The 15,260-nt window shown below is 62.0% G+C and carries 19 protein-coding genes; 6 read left to right on the top strand and 13 right to left on the bottom strand.

Annotation, left to right across the window (positions count from 1 at the left end; genetic code table 11):
* Positions 1–111 precede the first annotated feature (111 nt).
* Positions 112–1,995 carry a TonB-dependent receptor domain-containing protein gene (locus ACEN8Q_RS26435; RefSeq protein ID WP_413703946.1) on the top strand — a complete coding sequence of 628 codons (1,884 nt, stop codon included), beginning with the start codon at positions 112–114 and terminating at the stop codon, positions 1,993–1,995.
* 97 nt (positions 1,996–2,092) lie between these two features.
* On the opposite strand, the gene ACEN8Q_RS26430 is transcribed toward ACEN8Q_RS26435, so the two are convergent.
* The 12 genes from ACEN8Q_RS26430 to nrdR all read right to left on the bottom strand — a co-directional run bounded on the left by ACEN8Q_RS26430 (position 2,093) and on the right by nrdR (position 10,944).
* The gene (locus ACEN8Q_RS26430; RefSeq protein ID WP_413703945.1) at positions 2,093–2,893 is read right to left on the bottom strand and encodes a cobalamin-binding protein; all 801 of its coding nucleotides are present in this window, start codon (positions 2,891–2,893) and stop codon (positions 2,093–2,095) included.
* Positions 2,893–3,312 carry an MFS transporter gene (locus tag ACEN8Q_RS26425; protein WP_413427363.1) on the bottom strand — a complete coding sequence of 140 codons (420 nt, stop codon included), beginning with the start codon at positions 3,310–3,312 and terminating at the stop codon, positions 2,893–2,895. The genes ACEN8Q_RS26430 and ACEN8Q_RS26425 overlap by 1 nt, the downstream gene beginning before the upstream one ends.
* Positions 3,309–3,926: a GTP cyclohydrolase II gene (gene ribA, locus ACEN8Q_RS26420; protein ID WP_008018152.1), complete on the bottom strand. Its 618-nt coding sequence runs from the start codon at positions 3,924–3,926 to the stop codon at positions 3,309–3,311. The genes ACEN8Q_RS26425 and ribA overlap by 4 nt, the downstream gene beginning before the upstream one ends.
* A gap of 251 nt (positions 3,927–4,177) precedes the next feature.
* The gene (locus ACEN8Q_RS26415; protein WP_413427364.1) at positions 4,178–4,918 is read right to left on the bottom strand and encodes a substrate-binding periplasmic protein; all 741 of its coding nucleotides are present in this window, start codon (positions 4,916–4,918) and stop codon (positions 4,178–4,180) included.
* Positions 4,919–4,969: 51 nt separating this feature from the next.
* Entirely contained in the window at positions 4,970–5,473 is a 504-nt protein-coding gene (locus ACEN8Q_RS26410) for a phosphatidylglycerophosphatase A (RefSeq protein ID WP_057400600.1), read from the bottom strand.
* Complete coding sequence (thiL, locus tag ACEN8Q_RS26405; RefSeq protein WP_413427365.1) at positions 5,470–6,435, bottom strand: thiamine-phosphate kinase; 966 nt, start codon at positions 6,433–6,435, stop codon at positions 5,470–5,472. Before thiL ends, ACEN8Q_RS26410 begins: the two co-directional genes overlap by 4 nt.
* Before the next feature lie 28 nt (positions 6,436–6,463).
* Entirely contained in the window at positions 6,464–6,964 is a 501-nt protein-coding gene (gene nusB / locus ACEN8Q_RS26400) for a transcription antitermination factor NusB (RefSeq protein WP_007970164.1), read from the bottom strand.
* Positions 6,961–7,437 carry a 6,7-dimethyl-8-ribityllumazine synthase gene (ribE, locus tag ACEN8Q_RS26395; protein ID WP_003228649.1) on the bottom strand — a complete coding sequence of 159 codons (477 nt, stop codon included), beginning with the start codon at positions 7,435–7,437 and terminating at the stop codon, positions 6,961–6,963. Before ribE ends, nusB begins: the two co-directional genes overlap by 4 nt.
* A 91-nt stretch (positions 7,438–7,528) precedes the next feature.
* A complete protein-coding gene (gene ribBA / locus ACEN8Q_RS26390) occupies positions 7,529–8,620 on the bottom strand; it encodes a bifunctional 3,4-dihydroxy-2-butanone-4-phosphate synthase/GTP cyclohydrolase II (RefSeq protein ID WP_057400602.1) in 1,092 nt (363 codons plus the stop codon).
* 16 nt (positions 8,621–8,636) lie between these two features.
* Positions 8,637–9,302 (bottom strand): riboflavin synthase, encoded by a 666-nt coding sequence (locus tag ACEN8Q_RS26385; RefSeq protein WP_008018158.1) that lies wholly within the window; start codon positions 9,300–9,302, stop codon positions 8,637–8,639.
* A 47-nt stretch (positions 9,303–9,349) separates the two neighbouring features.
* The gene (ribD, locus tag ACEN8Q_RS26380) at positions 9,350–10,483 is read right to left on the bottom strand and encodes a bifunctional diaminohydroxyphosphoribosylaminopyrimidine deaminase/5-amino-6-(5-phosphoribosylamino)uracil reductase RibD (protein WP_413703944.1); all 1,134 of its coding nucleotides are present in this window, start codon (positions 10,481–10,483) and stop codon (positions 9,350–9,352) included.
* Complete coding sequence (nrdR, locus tag ACEN8Q_RS26375; protein WP_003228656.1) at positions 10,480–10,944, bottom strand: transcriptional regulator NrdR; 465 nt, start codon at positions 10,942–10,944, stop codon at positions 10,480–10,482. The genes ribD and nrdR overlap by 4 nt, the downstream gene beginning before the upstream one ends.
* A 127-nt stretch (positions 10,945–11,071) precedes the next feature.
* On the opposite strand from nrdR, the gene ACEN8Q_RS26370 reads away from it, so the two are divergent.
* The 3 genes from ACEN8Q_RS26370 (at position 11,072) to trxA (ending at position 13,232) form a co-directional block, all read left to right on the top strand.
* Complete coding sequence (locus tag ACEN8Q_RS26370; protein WP_413427367.1) at positions 11,072–11,536, top strand: hypothetical protein; 465 nt, start codon at positions 11,072–11,074, stop codon at positions 11,534–11,536.
* Complete coding sequence (locus ACEN8Q_RS26365) at positions 11,533–12,186, top strand: class I SAM-dependent methyltransferase (protein ID WP_413427368.1); 654 nt, start codon at positions 11,533–11,535, stop codon at positions 12,184–12,186. Before ACEN8Q_RS26370 ends, ACEN8Q_RS26365 begins: the two co-directional genes overlap by 4 nt.
* Positions 12,187–12,359: 173 nt before the next feature.
* On the top strand, positions 12,360–13,232 hold the full coding sequence (trxA, locus tag ACEN8Q_RS26360; protein ID WP_085718203.1) for a thioredoxin: 873 nt from the start codon (positions 12,360–12,362) through the stop codon (positions 13,230–13,232).
* A gap of 103 nt (positions 13,233–13,335) precedes the next feature.
* On the opposite strand, the gene ACEN8Q_RS26355 is transcribed toward trxA, so the two are convergent.
* A complete protein-coding gene (locus ACEN8Q_RS26355; RefSeq protein ID WP_413703943.1) occupies positions 13,336–13,677 on the bottom strand; it encodes a hypothetical protein in 342 nt (113 codons plus the stop codon).
* 135 nt (positions 13,678–13,812) lie between these two features.
* Between ACEN8Q_RS26355 and ACEN8Q_RS26350 the strand changes: the two genes are divergently transcribed.
* Together ACEN8Q_RS26350 and ACEN8Q_RS26345 are read left to right on the top strand one after the other, a co-directional pair.
* Positions 13,813–14,403, top strand: coding sequence for a DUF2796 domain-containing protein (locus ACEN8Q_RS26350; protein WP_413703942.1), 591 nt, complete (start codon positions 13,813–13,815; stop codon positions 14,401–14,403).
* 146 nt (positions 14,404–14,549) lie between these two features.
* Positions 14,550–15,260, top strand: coding sequence for an ABC transporter ATP-binding protein (locus tag ACEN8Q_RS26345; protein ID WP_008018167.1), 711 nt, complete (start codon positions 14,550–14,552; stop codon positions 15,258–15,260).

Genomic DNA, 15,260 nt, shown 5'->3' with positions numbered 1-15,260 from the left:
CGCGAAAGCGTCGGATCATTCAACTGAGACGTTGACTGACACTCCGCCTTCGCGAGCAAGCCCGCTCCCACATTTGATTTGTGTGCTCCACGAAACACCATCGGACTACCCATGAAGTTTTCCCGCCTCGCCCTGCCTCTGTTTCTGCTGCCCACCGTCAACGCCCTCGCCGATACCTTCGAACGCGACCAGGCCCTGAAGCTGCCGGACGTGCTGATCAGCGCCAACCGCCAGGTCGAAGCACGCAACGACAGCAGTGCCGCCAACACCGTTTTCACCCGCGAAGACATTGATCGCCTGCAGCCCGATAGCGTCACTGATCTGTTGCGTCGGGTGCCTGGCGTGCAGGTCTCGCAGACCGGCGGACGCGGCAGTCTTCCGGGGGTCTACATTCGCGGCACCCAGTCGGCCCAGAGCCTGGTGCTGGTGGATGGCCAGCGCATCGGCAGTTCGACCTCCGGCGACAGCAACCTGCAACACATCAACATCGAGCAGGTCGAGCGCGTGGAAGTGCTGCGTGGCTCCCGCTCGGTGATTTATGGCAGCGATGCGATTGGCGGGGTAATCCAGATCTTCACCCGCCGTGGCGGCGAACAGGGCCTGCAACCTCGACTGCACATTGGGTTTGGCAGCCACCAGACGTGGGAGCGCAGCCTTGGCCTGTCCGGTGGGGATGAGCGAACCCGCTTCAACCTCGGCGCCAGCCTCGACGAAACCGCCGGGATCAATCGCACCCACGAGTCATTCCCTAGCGACGGCGACCATGACGAATACCGCAACAAGTCGCTCAGCCTGAGCTTGAGCCACGCGCTCAGCGATGACATCGAGATCGGCGCCAACGTGCTGGATAACCGTGGCAAGAGCGAGTTCGACAACCCGTTCGGCCGCTTCGACATGAGTACGTTCGAGTCGGTCCAGCAACAGCCCTACAGCGAGTTCGACGTGAGCAGCGTCAGCAGCTATGTCGATGCGCGGATCAACGACCGCTGGAAAACCCGCATAGATGTCGGCCACAGTGAAAACCGCGAGAAGACCCTCGACAAACTCAGCGATGAACGCACGGTGTTCAACACCTATCGCGACTCGGTGACCTGGCAGAACGACCTGACGCTCAACGAGCGCAACAGCCTGATGCTCGGCGGCGACTGGTATGAAGACCGGATCAACAGCAGCACGGCATTCGACGAAGACAGTCGCTGGAACCGTGCCGCGTTTATCCAGCATCGCTTTCAGGCGGACAGTTTTTCCACGGAGTTGGGCCTGCGTCACGACGATAACCAGCAGTTCGGCGGCCAGAATACCTGGAGTGGCACCTTCACTCTGCCGCTGACCCCGGACAACGAAGTGCTGCTGACCTACAGCGAAGGCTTCCGCGCGCCGACGTTCAACGATCTGTACTACCCCGGCTTCAGCAACCCGGACCTGAAGCCTGAAACCTCGAAAAGCTATGAGCTGCAGTGGCGCAGCCAATTGACCGAGAGCAGTCGCCTGGAGACGTCGCTGTATCGCACCGACCTTGAAGACGCGATCATCTTCGGCAGCAACTCGCGCCCCGAGAACGTTGCCTCGGCGCGAATCAACGGCTTCGAAGCCGCGCTGAAGCAGGAACTGTTCGACTGGCAGAGCAATCTCGGCGTGGCGATCATCGACCCGCGTGACCGCGACACCGGACATACCCTGGCCCGTCGTGCGCGGCGCACTTTGAGCTGGGATCTGGACCGCCAGTTCGATCGACTGGGCCTCGGCGCCAGTTGGCAAGCGGTCAGCAGCAGCTATGACGACTTGAACAATCAACAGCCGCTCGGCGGCTATGCCTTGCTGGGACTGCGCAGCAGTTGGGAACTCAGTCGTGAAATCAGGCTGGCGCTGAAGGTCGATAACCTGCTGGACAAGGGTTACAGCCGGGCGTTGTACCGCCACCAGGGTAGCCAGTTCGGGTATCGCGAGGAAGGTCGGGCGTGGATGTTCGGGGTGACGTGGACGCCTGGAATCTGACCCGTAACTTGTACTGTCTGGACTGGCCGCTTCGCGGGCAAGCCCGCTCCCACAGGTTGTAGGGGCGGGCTTGCCCGCGATTGCAGACGCCGCGATCTTAGCGGTCGGGCGCGATCAACTGGCAAAGCTTTGCAGTGGCCTCGATCATCTGCCCACTCGGCCGCTCCAACCCCTTGTCCACCACCAGGCGCAATTGTCCGTTCGCCACCGCCGCCACCTGTGGCCAGGCTTTCCACGCATCAAGCTGCGTCTGTTCGCTGGCCAGAATCACCTCGGGATTACGCTGCAACACAGCTTCCACACTGACTTGCGGTGCCGGCAGTTTCAGGTCGGCAAACACGTTCCGGGCACCGCAGACCTCCAGCGCATCGCTGATGATCTGCTCGCCGCCCACCGTATACAGCGGCCGATCCCAGACCTGATAGAACACGCGTAACGGCTTATCCCGTCGGTAGCGCTGACGCAGCTCACCCAGTCGTTGGCGCAAATCGCTGGCCAATGAAATTCCGCGTTCAGGCCGGCCGAGCTGAGCGGCAATGGCCTCGATCTGCGCGGTGAGCTGGTCCAGGCTGTGGGGTTCGGCGACGTAGGTGGGAATACTCAGGCGCTTGAGCTGGTCGCGCTGGGCGGGGCCGACGCTGCCGGGCCATAGCAGCAACAGATCGGGTTTCAGGCTGAGCAAGCGCTCCACGTCCAACTGGCCATAGCGGCCAACGGAGGGCAGGTTCTTGAGTTCGGCAGGTCGCTCACCGGCGTCCAGCACTCCGACCAGAAGGTCGGCAGAACCCAGCTCAACGACGATTTCAGAGAGCGACGGTGCCAGGCTGACAACCCGCTCGAGCGCAATGGCCGAGCTGCTGGCGGCCAGCAGCAAAACCGCCAGCCAGAGCGCGCGCATCAACCGAGTTGACGCGGAATACGGTAGAGGTAGAACAGCACCGCGGTCGACAGCGCCAGCAGCATCAGCGGCACTGCCTCAAGACCGACGAACACCGCCAGGGCAGCAATCCAGGCCGGCAGGCCGGCGGCGAGGAATGCCGTGCGCCGCTTGGCCGCCAGACTGATCCAGGCGCCAGGTTCTTCAGGGGTATCGAGGGCTTTCTGAGTGGCGATCAGCGCGTGCTTGTAAGCGCCGAAAAACTTCAGGCTGACAAACATCGAGGCAACTCCGGCGATGAACAACGGCATCGCCAGCACCGGCAGGATGGCTTCGCTCTGGCCGAACAGCGCGTTGATCACCAACAGCGGCATCAAGGCCAGTGCCAGGTACTGCCACCAGCTGACGGACAGTCGCCGCCGAACCTGACCGCGGGTCACGCCCGGTCTACCTCGCCCTGATGCTCGTTGCCCATCATGTGATCGAGCTTGCTGGCCTTGGTCGCCAGGTAGAGTCGGTTATGCGGGTTGTGGCCCGTGTGCAGCGGCACGCGCTCGGCGACCACGATACCCATGTCGGTCAAGGCTTTGACCTTGCGCGGGTTGTTGGTCATCAGGCGCAATGACTTCACGCCCAGGTGCTCCAGCATCGGCAGGCACATGGCATAGTCACGCTGGTCAGCGGCAAAGCCCAGACGCTCGTTGGCTTCGACGGTATCGGCGCCACCGTCCTGCAGCTCATAGGCGCGGATCTTGTTCAGCAGGCCAATGCCACGGCCTTCCTGACGCAAGTACAGCAACACGCCACGACCTTCACGGGCAATCGCCTGCAAGGCAGCTTCCAGTTGCGAGCCGCAGTCGCAACGCTGGCTGAACAAGGCATCGCCGGTCAGGCATTCGGAGTGCAACCGGCCGAGTACCGGGGCACCGTCGGCGAAATCACCCAGGCTCAGCACAACGTGCTCGCGGCCGGAGGCTTCATCGAGAAAGCCGTGCATGGTGAATTGCGCAAAAGGCGTTGGCAGCTTGGAAGCGGCGACAAAAACGACAGGCACCGGTGTGCTCCTGATCTAAAAGTCTGAAGATTCGCAGAGCCGGCATTGTAACAGCAGGTTCCGGGCGACGCTTAGGCTGAATTATCGGCGATAACTATCAAAAAGTTTGATATCCGGGCTGACACTGTCCTCTGTGGGAGCGGGCTTGCTCGCGAAGGCGTCGTATCAGTCGACATCGATTTTGTATGACACAACGCTTTCGCGAGCAAGCCCGCTCCCACAGGGACCAATCACCAAGCTCGAGATCGCGATCAATTCGAATCAAACGGATAAGGCTGTTTCCAGCGCTCGAAGATCGGTTTCAGTTCGCCGCTTTTCACCAACTGCTCCATGCGCTGGTCGAACAGGGCCATTAACGTGCGCGCCTTCGGGGTCTTGGCGAAACACAGGTACAGCGGCAATTCTGCGATATGGGTGCGCCGCAGCTGGGACGGATCCTTGGCGCGGTTGATGACATCATCGACTTCGGTCAGGGCATCGATATAGAAATCAGCGCGATTGTGGGTCAGCATCGACACGATGCCGGTACGCCGCATCACTTCGTCGAAGTGGCGCACATTGGGCAAGTAATGCTGGTAATCGTAGCCACGGACCCAGGCCAGTCGATAATTGCCCAGGGTTTCCAGGGTGGGTACCGGACCGCTGGCCAGGCCCAAGGCATAGATGTGATCGGTGTCGAAGTTCCAATGAGGATAGAGCACATCCTCGGATTCATCACGGTAGGAGCCTACGCAGGCATCGACTTCGCCACGTTTGGCCAGGCCCAGCGAACGCACGTAGGGCTCGCTGCGGATGTCGACCTTGACGCCCACCGGTTCGAAGACTTGCCGTAGCACGTCCCAACCCAGTCCATGACCGTCAGCAGCGGTGTAGTCCTCCCAGTCTTCGCTGGCCAGGTGAATCACTGACGGCGGCGTAGCACCCCCTCCTCCCGCCTGGGCAAAAGAGCAAAACATCGCCAACGCCATCACCATCAAACCGCGTAAAGCCATCCCTGCTACCCCCGATTAACCGCTCTCCTGATAACGCGTGGAAATCCGCGGTCAGGCGAAAAACCACACCAGTCCCTGCATCGCCAGCCAGGCGAACACTCCGGCCAGGACATCATCGAGCATGATGCCAACGCCGCCATGTACATGCCGGTCAATCCAGCGAATCGGCCACGGCTTGAGGATGTCGAAGAAGCGGAACATCAAGAAGCCCGCCAGCAACCACTGCCAACCTTCCGGCACCAGCCACAGGGTGATCCACATCCCGACCATTTCGTCCCAGACGATGCCTTCGTGGTCGTGCACCCGCAAATCGTCGGCCACTTTGCCGCACAACCAGAAGCCGAACAGCATGGTGATGCCCAGCATCAGCCAGTAACCCCAATCGGGCAGCATCTGCCACAACGGGATAAAGGGCAGCGCAACCAACGACCCCCAAGTGCCCGGTGCCTTTGGCAAGGTGCCCGAGCCGAAGCCGAACGCCAGGAAATGCCACGGATTACGCCAGACCGACGGCGGAACGTGTTCTGCCGGGACCTGTTTGGGGTGATCTGTCACGGTGACTCCCGAAAATGTTGATAACCCCGGGTTTGCGGGGTGATGTCTTTGCCATCGGCGTCCAGCAGCCTCACGCCCTGCCCCGTCACAACCTGCCCAATCACATGAATCGGCCAGCCGTCGGCAAGCAATAGCGGTAACTCGACGGACGGCAAGGTGAAGACCAGGACGTAATCGTCGCCGCCACTCAGGGCCGCAACCTGTGCGTCCGATTGACCGAGAAAATCGACCAGGCTCTGCGACAGCGGCAATCGATCCCGCTCGACTTCGATACCGACCTTCGAGGCCAGCGCGATATGCCCGCAATCAGCGAGCAGACCATCGGAGATATCCATTGCCGAAGTGGCCTTGCCACGCAACGCCTGACCCAAGCCGAGCTGCGGTTGCGGCGACCAGTAATGCGCCAGCAACGGCTCGGCAATGCTCGCTTCGACCGTGCGCTGGCCGAGCACCAATGGCAAGGCACCGGCGGCATTGCCCAGCTCGCCGCCCACACACAGCAGATCGCCCGGTTGCGCACCGCTGCGGGTCAGCGCCAGACCGGCCGGCACGCGTCCGAACACGGTCATGGTCAGGCTCAGCGGCCCACGGGTCGTGTCGCCACCCACCAGCGCCACGCCACAACTTTGCGCCATCCGGTTCAAACCACGGGCATAGGCTTGCAGCCAATCGGCGGTCACCGTCGGCAAGGTCAGGGCAAGGGTAAAGGCAACGGGGGTGGCGCCCATGGCAGCCAGGTCGCTGACGGCCACAGCCAGCGAGCGCTGACCGAGCAGAAACGGATCGCACGGATCGGCAAAATGCACGCCGGCCACGAGGGTGTCGGTAGAAATCGCCAACTGCTCCCCGGGAGGAACAGCCAGCAAGGCGCAGTCATCGCCAATCCCGAGGGCAACGCCTTCGCCGCCCTGCGCACAAGGCGCGGCGGCAAAGAAATTGCGGATCAGCTCAAACTCGCCCATGGCTTCGTGCCGACGTTACAAGCGCCGATCAGCGCTTGAACGCCTTCACTTCAGCTTCACGCAGACGCGGGGCCAGCTTGTCGAGCACACCGTTGACGAACTTGTGGCCGTCGGTGGAACCGAAGACCTTGGCCAGTTCGATACCTTCGTTGATCACAACGCGGTATGGCACGTCGACGCGCTTGAGCAGTTCCCAGGTGGACAGGCGCAGAACCGCCAGTTCAACCGGGTCCAGCTCTTCGATGGTCAAGTCCAGGCAAGGCTTGAGTGCGGTGTCGATTTCGGTCTTGAACTGCGGAACCCCGTGCAGGATTTCGCGGAAGTACGCGCCGTCGACATCGCTGAAATCGTTATCGACCCGGAACTGCGCTTCGATCTCGTTCAGCGATTGCTTGGCCATGTGCCATTGGTACAGCGCCTGAGTCGCGAGCTGACGGGCTTCGCGACGCTTGGCGCTTTTCGATGGCTTGCCGGCATCCGCAGGCTTTGGATCGCGCGGGTTGAAACGATCGCTATCGTCGCTAATCACTTGGCCTCCAACTGCGCCAGCAGGCTGACCATTTCCAGAGCGGACAGGGCAGCTTCAGCACCTTTGTTACCGGCCTTGGTGCCGGAACGCTCGATGGCTTGCTCGATGGAGTCAACGGTCAGCACGCCGAATGCAACCGGTACGCCGAACTCCATGGACACCTGGGCCAGGCCCTTGGTGCATTCGCCAGCCACGTATTCGAAGTGCGGAGTGCCGCCACGAATGACTGCGCCCAGGGCGATGATTGCCGCAAACTCGCCCTTTTGAGCGACTTTCTGCGCAACCAGCGGGATTTCGAAGGCGCCAGGTGCGCGGATGATGGTGATGTCGCTTTCGCTTACGCCGTGGCGAACCAGGGCATCAACTGCACCGCTGACCAGGCTTTCAACGACGAAGCTGTTGAAACGGCCCACTACCAGAGCGTAGCGGCCTTTAGGGGCGATGAAGGTACCTTCGATGGTCTTCAGGGTCATTCGTTAGATCTCTTAAAGAGCCGGGACGCGTCTCGTACGCGCCCCTCGGTGATTTATTTGCCGCGAATTCAAGCCCGGAAACGACCGGTCATTATTCGGAGGGCACGTATTCTACAACTTCCAGATCGAAACCGGATATCGCATTAAATTTCATCGGTGCCGACATCAGGCGCATTTTGCGTACGCCAAGGTCGCGCAGGATCTGCGAACCGGCACCCACGGTGCTGTAGGTGGTCGGCTTTTTCACCGTCAGGTGGTCGGCGGTTTCGCGGATGTGCGCCAGCAACACGTCGCCATCGAGCGGGTGACCGAGCAACAGCACCACGCCGCTGCCGGCCTCGGCAACCGTGGCCATGGCGGCGCGCAGGCTCCAGCGGCCCGGTTGCTTGACCATCAGCAGGTCGCGCAGCGGGTCCATGTTGTGCACGCGAACCAGGGTCGGTTCTTCGGCACACACGTTGCCCAGGGTCAGTGCCATGTGCACGTCGCCTTCCACCGAATCACGATAGGTCACCAGGTTGAATTGGCCCAGTTCACTGTCCAGTGGCTGCTCGGCAATCCGCTGAACGGTACGTTCGTGGATCATCCGGTAGTGAATCAGGTCGGCGATGGTGCCGATCTTGATGTCGTGTTCGGCGGCAAAAGCTTCCAGCTCGGCGCGACGGGACATGGTGCCGTCATCGTTCATCACTTCGCAGATCACGCCGCTCGGCTCGAAACCGGCCATGCGCGCCAGGTCGCACGCCGCTTCGGTGTGGCCGGCGCGGGCCAGGGTGCCGCCGGCCTGGGCCATCAGCGGGAAGATGTGGCCCGGGCTGACGATGTCTTCGGCCTTGGCATCACGGGCGGCAGCCGCTTGTACAGTGCGTGCACGGTCTGCGGCGGAGATGCCGGTGGTCACACCGGTGGCCGCTTCGATGGAGACGGTGAACTTGGTACCGAAACCGGAACCGTTGCGCGGCGCCATCAACGGCAGCTTGAGCAGTTCGCAACGCTCGCGGCTCATCGGCATGCAGATCAGGCCACGGGCGTGCTTGGCCATGAAGTTGATGTGCTCGGGCTTGCAGCACTCGGCGGCCATGATCAGGTCGCCTTCGTTCTCGCGGTCTTCGTCATCCATGAGGATGACCATCTTGCCTTGGCGGATGTCTTCAACCAGTTCTTCGATGCTATTGAGCGCCACAAGGCACCCCCTTGAGTCAGGATTTGAGGTAGCCGTTGGCGGCCAGAAAGCTTTCGGTAATGGTGCTGCCGGCTGTCGGTTCTGCGGCCTTGTCGCCGAGCAACAGGCGCTCCAGATAACGGGCCAGCAAGTCCACTTCCAGGTTCACCCGGCGGCCCGGCTGGTACGAAGCCATGATGGTTTCGCTCAGGGTATGCGGAATGATGGTCAGCAGGAACTCGGCGCCATCGACTGCGTTCACGGTCAGGCTGGTGCCATCGACGGTGATCGAGCCTTTATGGGCGATGTACTTGGCCAGGTCCTTCGGCGCGCGAATGCGAAACTCCACGGCGCGCGCGTTTTCGGTACGGGCAACCACTTCGCCCACGCCATCGACGTGACCGCTGACCAGATGCCCACCGAGACGAGTGGTCGGGGTCAGGGCTTTTTCCAGATTGACCGGGCTGCCGCTTTTCAGGTCGTTCATGGCGGTGCAGTCGAGGGTTTCGCGACTGACGTCTGCCGCAAAGCCGTTGCCGGGCAACTCGACAGCGGTCAGGCACACGCCGTTGACCGCGATGCTGTCGCCCAGTTTGACGTCGCTCAGGTCGAGCTTGCCGGTTTCGACGTGTACCCGCACATCACCGCCCTTTGGGGTCAATGCACGAATACTGCCGATGGATTCGATGATGCCGGTAAACATGAGGTTCTCCTCGAGAACAAAGCCAGCGCTGTAGCGATGGCCAGAAATTATACGCTTGCTACTGGAGAGGGAATGGCAATGACTCGCCAGTCATCGCCAACCGCACGAATTTCGGTGATTTTGAGTTCCGGTGCATCCTTCATTTGCGCCAGCGGCCAGTCCAGCAGCGGCCGTGCCGAAGAGCCCAAAAACTTGCCGGCGATGAAAATCTGGAACTCGTCCACCAGCCCGAGCTGGGCAAACGCACCCGCCAGACGCGGACCCGCCTCGACCAACACTTCATTGACCCCACGGGCAGCGAGCTCGACCAGCAGCTGACGCAGATCGACCTGGCCGTCATAGCCGGGCACGATCAGGCATTCCGGGCCGTTGGCGTACTGCTCTTCCACGGCGACACAGGTGGCGACCAGGGCTGGCCCCGCCTTGAAGAATGGCGCATCCAGCGGCACCCGCAAACGTCCGTCGACCAGCACCCGCAGCGGCGGGCGGCTCATGGCCAGGGCTGTTTGCTCGGCATCCAGTCCCAACTCATCGGCCCGCACGGTCAACCGTGCGTTGTCCGCCAGCACCGTGTCGGCGCCGGTCAGCACCACGCTGGCCTGGGCGCGCAGGCGCTGTACCGCCGAACGTGCGGCTGTACCGGTGATCCACTGGCTTTCACCACTTTCCATCGCCGTGCGACCGTCCAGGCTCATGGCCAACTTGACCCGCACGAAGGGCAGGCCGTGTTCCATGCGCTTCAGGAAACCCTGATTGAGCCGGCGTGCCTCGCCTTCCAGCACGCCGCTTTCAGTGGCGATGCCGGCCTGGGCCAAACGCTGCAGACCGCGACCGGCGACTTCCGGGTTCGGGTCCTGCATCGCCGCGACCACACGGGCCACTCCGGCATTCACCAGCGCATCGGCACAGGGCGGCGTGCGGCCGTGGTGGCTGCACGGCTCGAGCGTCACATAGGCGGTCGCGCCACGAGCCTGCTCACCGGCCGCGCGCAAGGCGTGGACTTCAGCGTGAGGCTCGCCGGCGCGAACATGCCAGCCTTCACCGACGATCTGCCCGCCCTGCACGATCACGCAACCAACCCGCGGATTGGGGTGCGTCGTGTAGTGTCCCTTACGCGCCAGCTCCAGGGCACGGGCCATGAAATGAGCATCGAGGATGGCAAGTTCTGCGGGCGTGGTCATTCTTTCACCGGTTCACGGGCCAGGCGGTCGATCTCTTCGCGGAACTCGTTGAGGTCCTGGAAGCGCCGATACACCGAGGCGAAGCGGATGTAGGCGACTTCGTCGAGCTTCTGCAGCTCGGCCATCACCAGTTCACCGACCACGAGGGATTTGACCTCGCGTTCGCCGGTGGCTCGCAGTTTGTGTTTGATGTGCACCAGCGACGATTCGAGGCGCTCGACGCTCACCGGGCGCTTTTCCAGCGCGCGCTGCATGCCGGCGCGGAGTTTTTCTTCGTCGAACGGCTGGCGACTGCCGTCGGTTTTAATCAGGCGCGGCAACACCAGTTCAGCCGTCTCGAACGTCGTGAAACGCTCGCCGCAGGCCAGGCATTCACGCCGGCGGCGCACCTGTTCGCCCTCGGCGACCAGACGCGAGTCGATGACCTTGGTGTCGTTGGCACCGCAGAAGGGACAGTGCATGGTGGCAGGCAACAAAAAAAGGGAGGGCCATGGTAGCGCATCCCGGTGGCAAGACAAGCCATAGGGTTTGCGGTATACAGACGCAATGATCACTTGATCCATGGAATTCAGCTTTATGGAGCCACCGATGTCGTTACGTCCGCTCGTTTTGCTCAGTGTTTTCAGCCTGCTGGTGGCTTGCGGCAGCGATGCGCCCAAGCCCCAGCCGCCAACGCCAGGCCCGGCGCCGCAACAGGCGCAGAAGAAGGCCAGGGAGGCGGCTGAGCTCGGCCCCTTGCCTGCCTATCAACGTGAACTGAGCGGCACTCTGCAAGGCGTGCCGGCAGGTGCCGAAGTCGAACTGGCTTTGCTGGTCATCGACGAAAAAGGCCGCCCGCAACAATTGCTCGCCAGCTCCAGCCTGATCGGCAACAACCAGGTGTTGCCGTTTCACCTGCGTTTCAACCCGGATGCCTTTCCGGTCGGTGCCCGTGTGGAACTGCGAGGCCGCGCCAGTCAGTCCGGCCAGTTGATCCTGCACCTGCCGTCGCTGCTGATCACCCAGCCGACCACCCAGGCCTTGGGCCAACTGCAATTCGTCAAAGCCCCATGAGTGCACCGATCGACCTGCAACGGGCCCTGGCTGAACTGCTCGGCGACGCACAACTGGTGGCCTGCCCGTTGCCGGAAACCGATTTGCAACTGTGGCTGATCGACGGCGACAACATGGACCGCGCCTTCAGCCCGGAAGAAACCCGGCGCATTCTGCATGAGCCACCGTACTGGAGTTTCTGCTGGGCCAGCGGCCTGGCGGTGGCCCGCTATCTTGCGCAATTCCCCGAGTGGGTCAAAGGCAAGCGCGTGCTGGATTTCGGCGCCGGGTCCGGGGTGGCCGGGATTGCCGCGGTCAAGGCCGGCGCGCTGGAAGTGGTGGCCTGCGACCTCGACCCGCTGGCGATTGCCGCGTGCCGGGCGAATGCCGAGCTCAATGATGTCCAACTCAACTATTCGACGGATTTTTTTGCCGAAGCCGATCGGTTTGATCTGGTTCTGGTGGCGGACGTGTTGTATGACCGGGCGAACCTGCCGTTGCTCGATGAGTTTTTGAGTCGTGGCCGGGAGGCGTTGGTAGCCGATTCGCGCGTGAGGGATTTTCGTCACCCGCTGTATCAGCGCATTGAAATGCTCGAAGCGATGACCTTGCCGGATCTGGCTGAACCGGAAGAGTTTCGGCATGTGAGCCTGTACCACGCGCGGCGTTAGCCAAGAGCTTCGCGAGCAAGCCCGCTCCCACATTGGAATGCGTTCGCCTTGTGGGAGCGGGCTTGCCCGCGAAGGCGCCCGTTCAGGCAACACACCTCTCACGACTACCCCGCTTCCGGCCCGACCCCACCAAGCCGTATAGTTGCCCCATTCACGCTTTTACGAGATTGCCCATGAGTCAGGAAACGCCGTACATCTTCGACGCCACGACTGCCGATTTCGACCAGTCGGTGATCGAGAACTCTTTCCACAAACCGGTGCTGGTGGATTTCTGGGCCGAATGGTGCGCGCCCTGCAAAGTGCTGATGCCTATGTTGCAAAGCATTGCCGAGAGCTATCAGGGTGAGCTGCTGCTGGCCAAGGTCAACTGTGACATCGAGCAAGACATCGTCGCCCGCTTCGGCATCCGCAGCCTGCCGACCGTGGTGCTGTTCAAGGACGGCCAGCCTGTCGACGGTTTTGCCGGAGCCCAGCCGGAATCCGCCGTGCGCGCCCTGCTCGAACCCCATGTGCAGATGCCGCCACCGGCCGCCGCCGATCCGTTCGAACAGGCCCAGGCACTGTTCGATGACAGCCGCTTTGCCGATGCCGAAGCCCTGCTCAAAGTGCTGCTGGGTGAAGACAACACCAACGCCAAGGCGTTGATCCTTTACGCCCGCTGCCTGACCGAGCGTGGTGAACTGGGCGAAGCCCAAGCCGTGCTGGATGCCGTCAAGAGCGACGAGCACAAGGCCGCGCTGGCCGGTGCCAAGGCGCAAATCAAGTTTCTCGGCCTGGCCAGGGACTTGCCCGATGCCGCCGACCTGAAGGCCCGGCTGGCGAAAAATCCCCAGGACGATGAAGCGGTGTATCAACTGGCCATCCAGCAACTGGCTCGTCAGCAGTACGACGCCGCGCTGGATGCCTTGCTCAAGCTGTTCATCCGCAACCGCAGCTACAGCGAAGGCTTGCCGCACAAGACCTTGCTGCAGGTGTTCGAGTTGCTGGGCAATGACCACCCGCTGGTCAGCACGTACCGCCGCAAGTTGTTTGCCGCGCTGTACTAAGCCGATCCTGTAGGAGCGAGCTTGCTCGCGAAAAACCTGAGAGCACCGAGGTGAATCAGGTTTCCCGCGTTATCGTTGACGCCCATCGCGAGCAAGCTCGCTCCTACAACAGCCAGTGATAGAGCGGTGTATCGGTGCCGCTTTCCACCTTCACGTCCGGACTGTGGCGCAACCGCACCAACAGACGCTTGCCCGCCGCCGCGCTGCCGGTCAGGCCTTCGAGTTGATCGAGCAGATCCGGTCCGCTGAGCTGCCCGGCCGTGCGCAACAAATCCCGGGCGATCTGCCACAGCGCATCATCCTGATTCAGCGGTTTCGCCGCTGGCGCGCTGACTGCGGACTTTTCCACCTGCAGCTGCGCCCCTAGTCGCGCCCAGTCCGCGTCGTCCATCTCCAGGGTCAAATCCACCGGCCAGTCGCCGATGCTTCCGCGAATTCGCAACATAGGTCTGCTCCCGCACATTTCTTCCCTGCATGCTCCCATGGGACTTGTGCAACGCCAAGCAGGCAGTCAAACTCTCCGCACCAACGTTATAAGATTACATAACATATTCTTCATTTTACTTTTCGGAGACTCGTCATGCGTCGTCTGCTTCTTGCCCTGCCGTTTGCCATGCTGCCATTGGCTGTCGCCCATGCCGCCGACGAACACGATCATGAGCATGGCAGCCTGGGCGCCCACGAACATGGCGTGGGACGCCTGAACGCGGCGCTGGACGGGCAGACCCTGGAACTGGAGCTGGAAAGCCCGGCCATGAACCTGGTGGGTTTCGAGCACGTCGCCACCAGCGACGCAGACAAGGCCAAAGTCTCCGCCGCCCGCGCCCGACTGGAGCAACCGCTGGCCCTGTTCAACCTGCCAAAAGCCGCTGGTTGCGTGGTGGAAAACCAGGAACTGGAAAGCCCGCTGTTCGGCGACAAACCCGATGCCGACGATGATCACGATGAAGACGCCAAGGACGAAGACGGCCACGAACATCACCATGATCACAGCGAAATCCACGCTCGCTATCAGTTCACCTGCGCCACGCCGGCGGCACTGAAGTCGCTGGACCTTGCGAATATTTTCACCAGCTTCCCGGCCACCCGGAAAATTCAGGTACAACTGATCAGCCCGAGCGGGCAGCAAGGCGTTGAAGTGACGGACAAGGCTGCTGCGCTGAAATTCTAAATCACCTCGTTCCCCTTGTAGGAGCGAGCCCGCTCGCGATGGACGTCAACGATAACGCGGGAAACCTGATTCACCTCTGTGCTCTCAGGTTTTTCGCGAGCAAGCTCGCTCCTACAAGGGTTCACCACCAACCACACCGGTTTCACATGACCCAAGCACTCATCGAACTGTCCGACCTGGGCTTCAGTTGGCCCGGTCACCCGCCACTGCTGGACATCCCGGCGTTTCGCCTGGAGCGCGGAGAAACCCTGTTCCTCAAAGGCCCCAGCGGCAGCGGCAAGACCACCCTGCTCGGCTTGCTCGGCGGCGTGCAAAAACCTGATCGCGGCAGTATCCGCCTGCTCGGCCAGGAACTGACGCAACTCTCGGCCGGTGCCCGCGACCACTTCCGCGTCGATCACACCGGCTACATCTTTCAGCAATTCAACCTGCTGCCGTTTCTGTCGGTGCGTGAAAACGTCGAACTGCCCTGCCACTTCTCGAAACTGCGCGCCGAACGGGCGAAACAACGCCACGGCAGCGTCGACAAAGCGGCCGCGACGCTGCTTGCCCACCTGGGTTTGAAGGATGAAAACATCCTCGGTCGCCGTGCCGATTCGTTGTCCATCGGCCAGCAGCAACGGGTCGCCGCCGCCCGCGCGCTGATCGGTCAACCGGAACTGGTGATCGCTGACGAGCCGACTTCGGCCCTCGATTACGACGCCCGCGAGAACTTCATTCGCCTGCTGTTCGCCGAGTGCCGCGAAGCCGGGGCGAGCCTGTTGTTCGTCAGCCACGACCAGAGCCTTGCGCCGTTGTTCGATCACAACCTGTCGCTGGCCGAACTCAATCGCGCCGCCACCCCGTCCGAGGTCTGA

This window comes from Pseudomonas sp. Pseusp16 (genome assembly GCF_047324915.1).
GTDB lineage: Bacteria > Pseudomonadota > Gammaproteobacteria > Pseudomonadales > Pseudomonadaceae > Aquipseudomonas > Aquipseudomonas fluorescens_CD.
The sequence above is the reverse complement of the archived record's forward strand: the minus strand, read 5'-3'. Positions and strand labels throughout refer to the sequence as shown.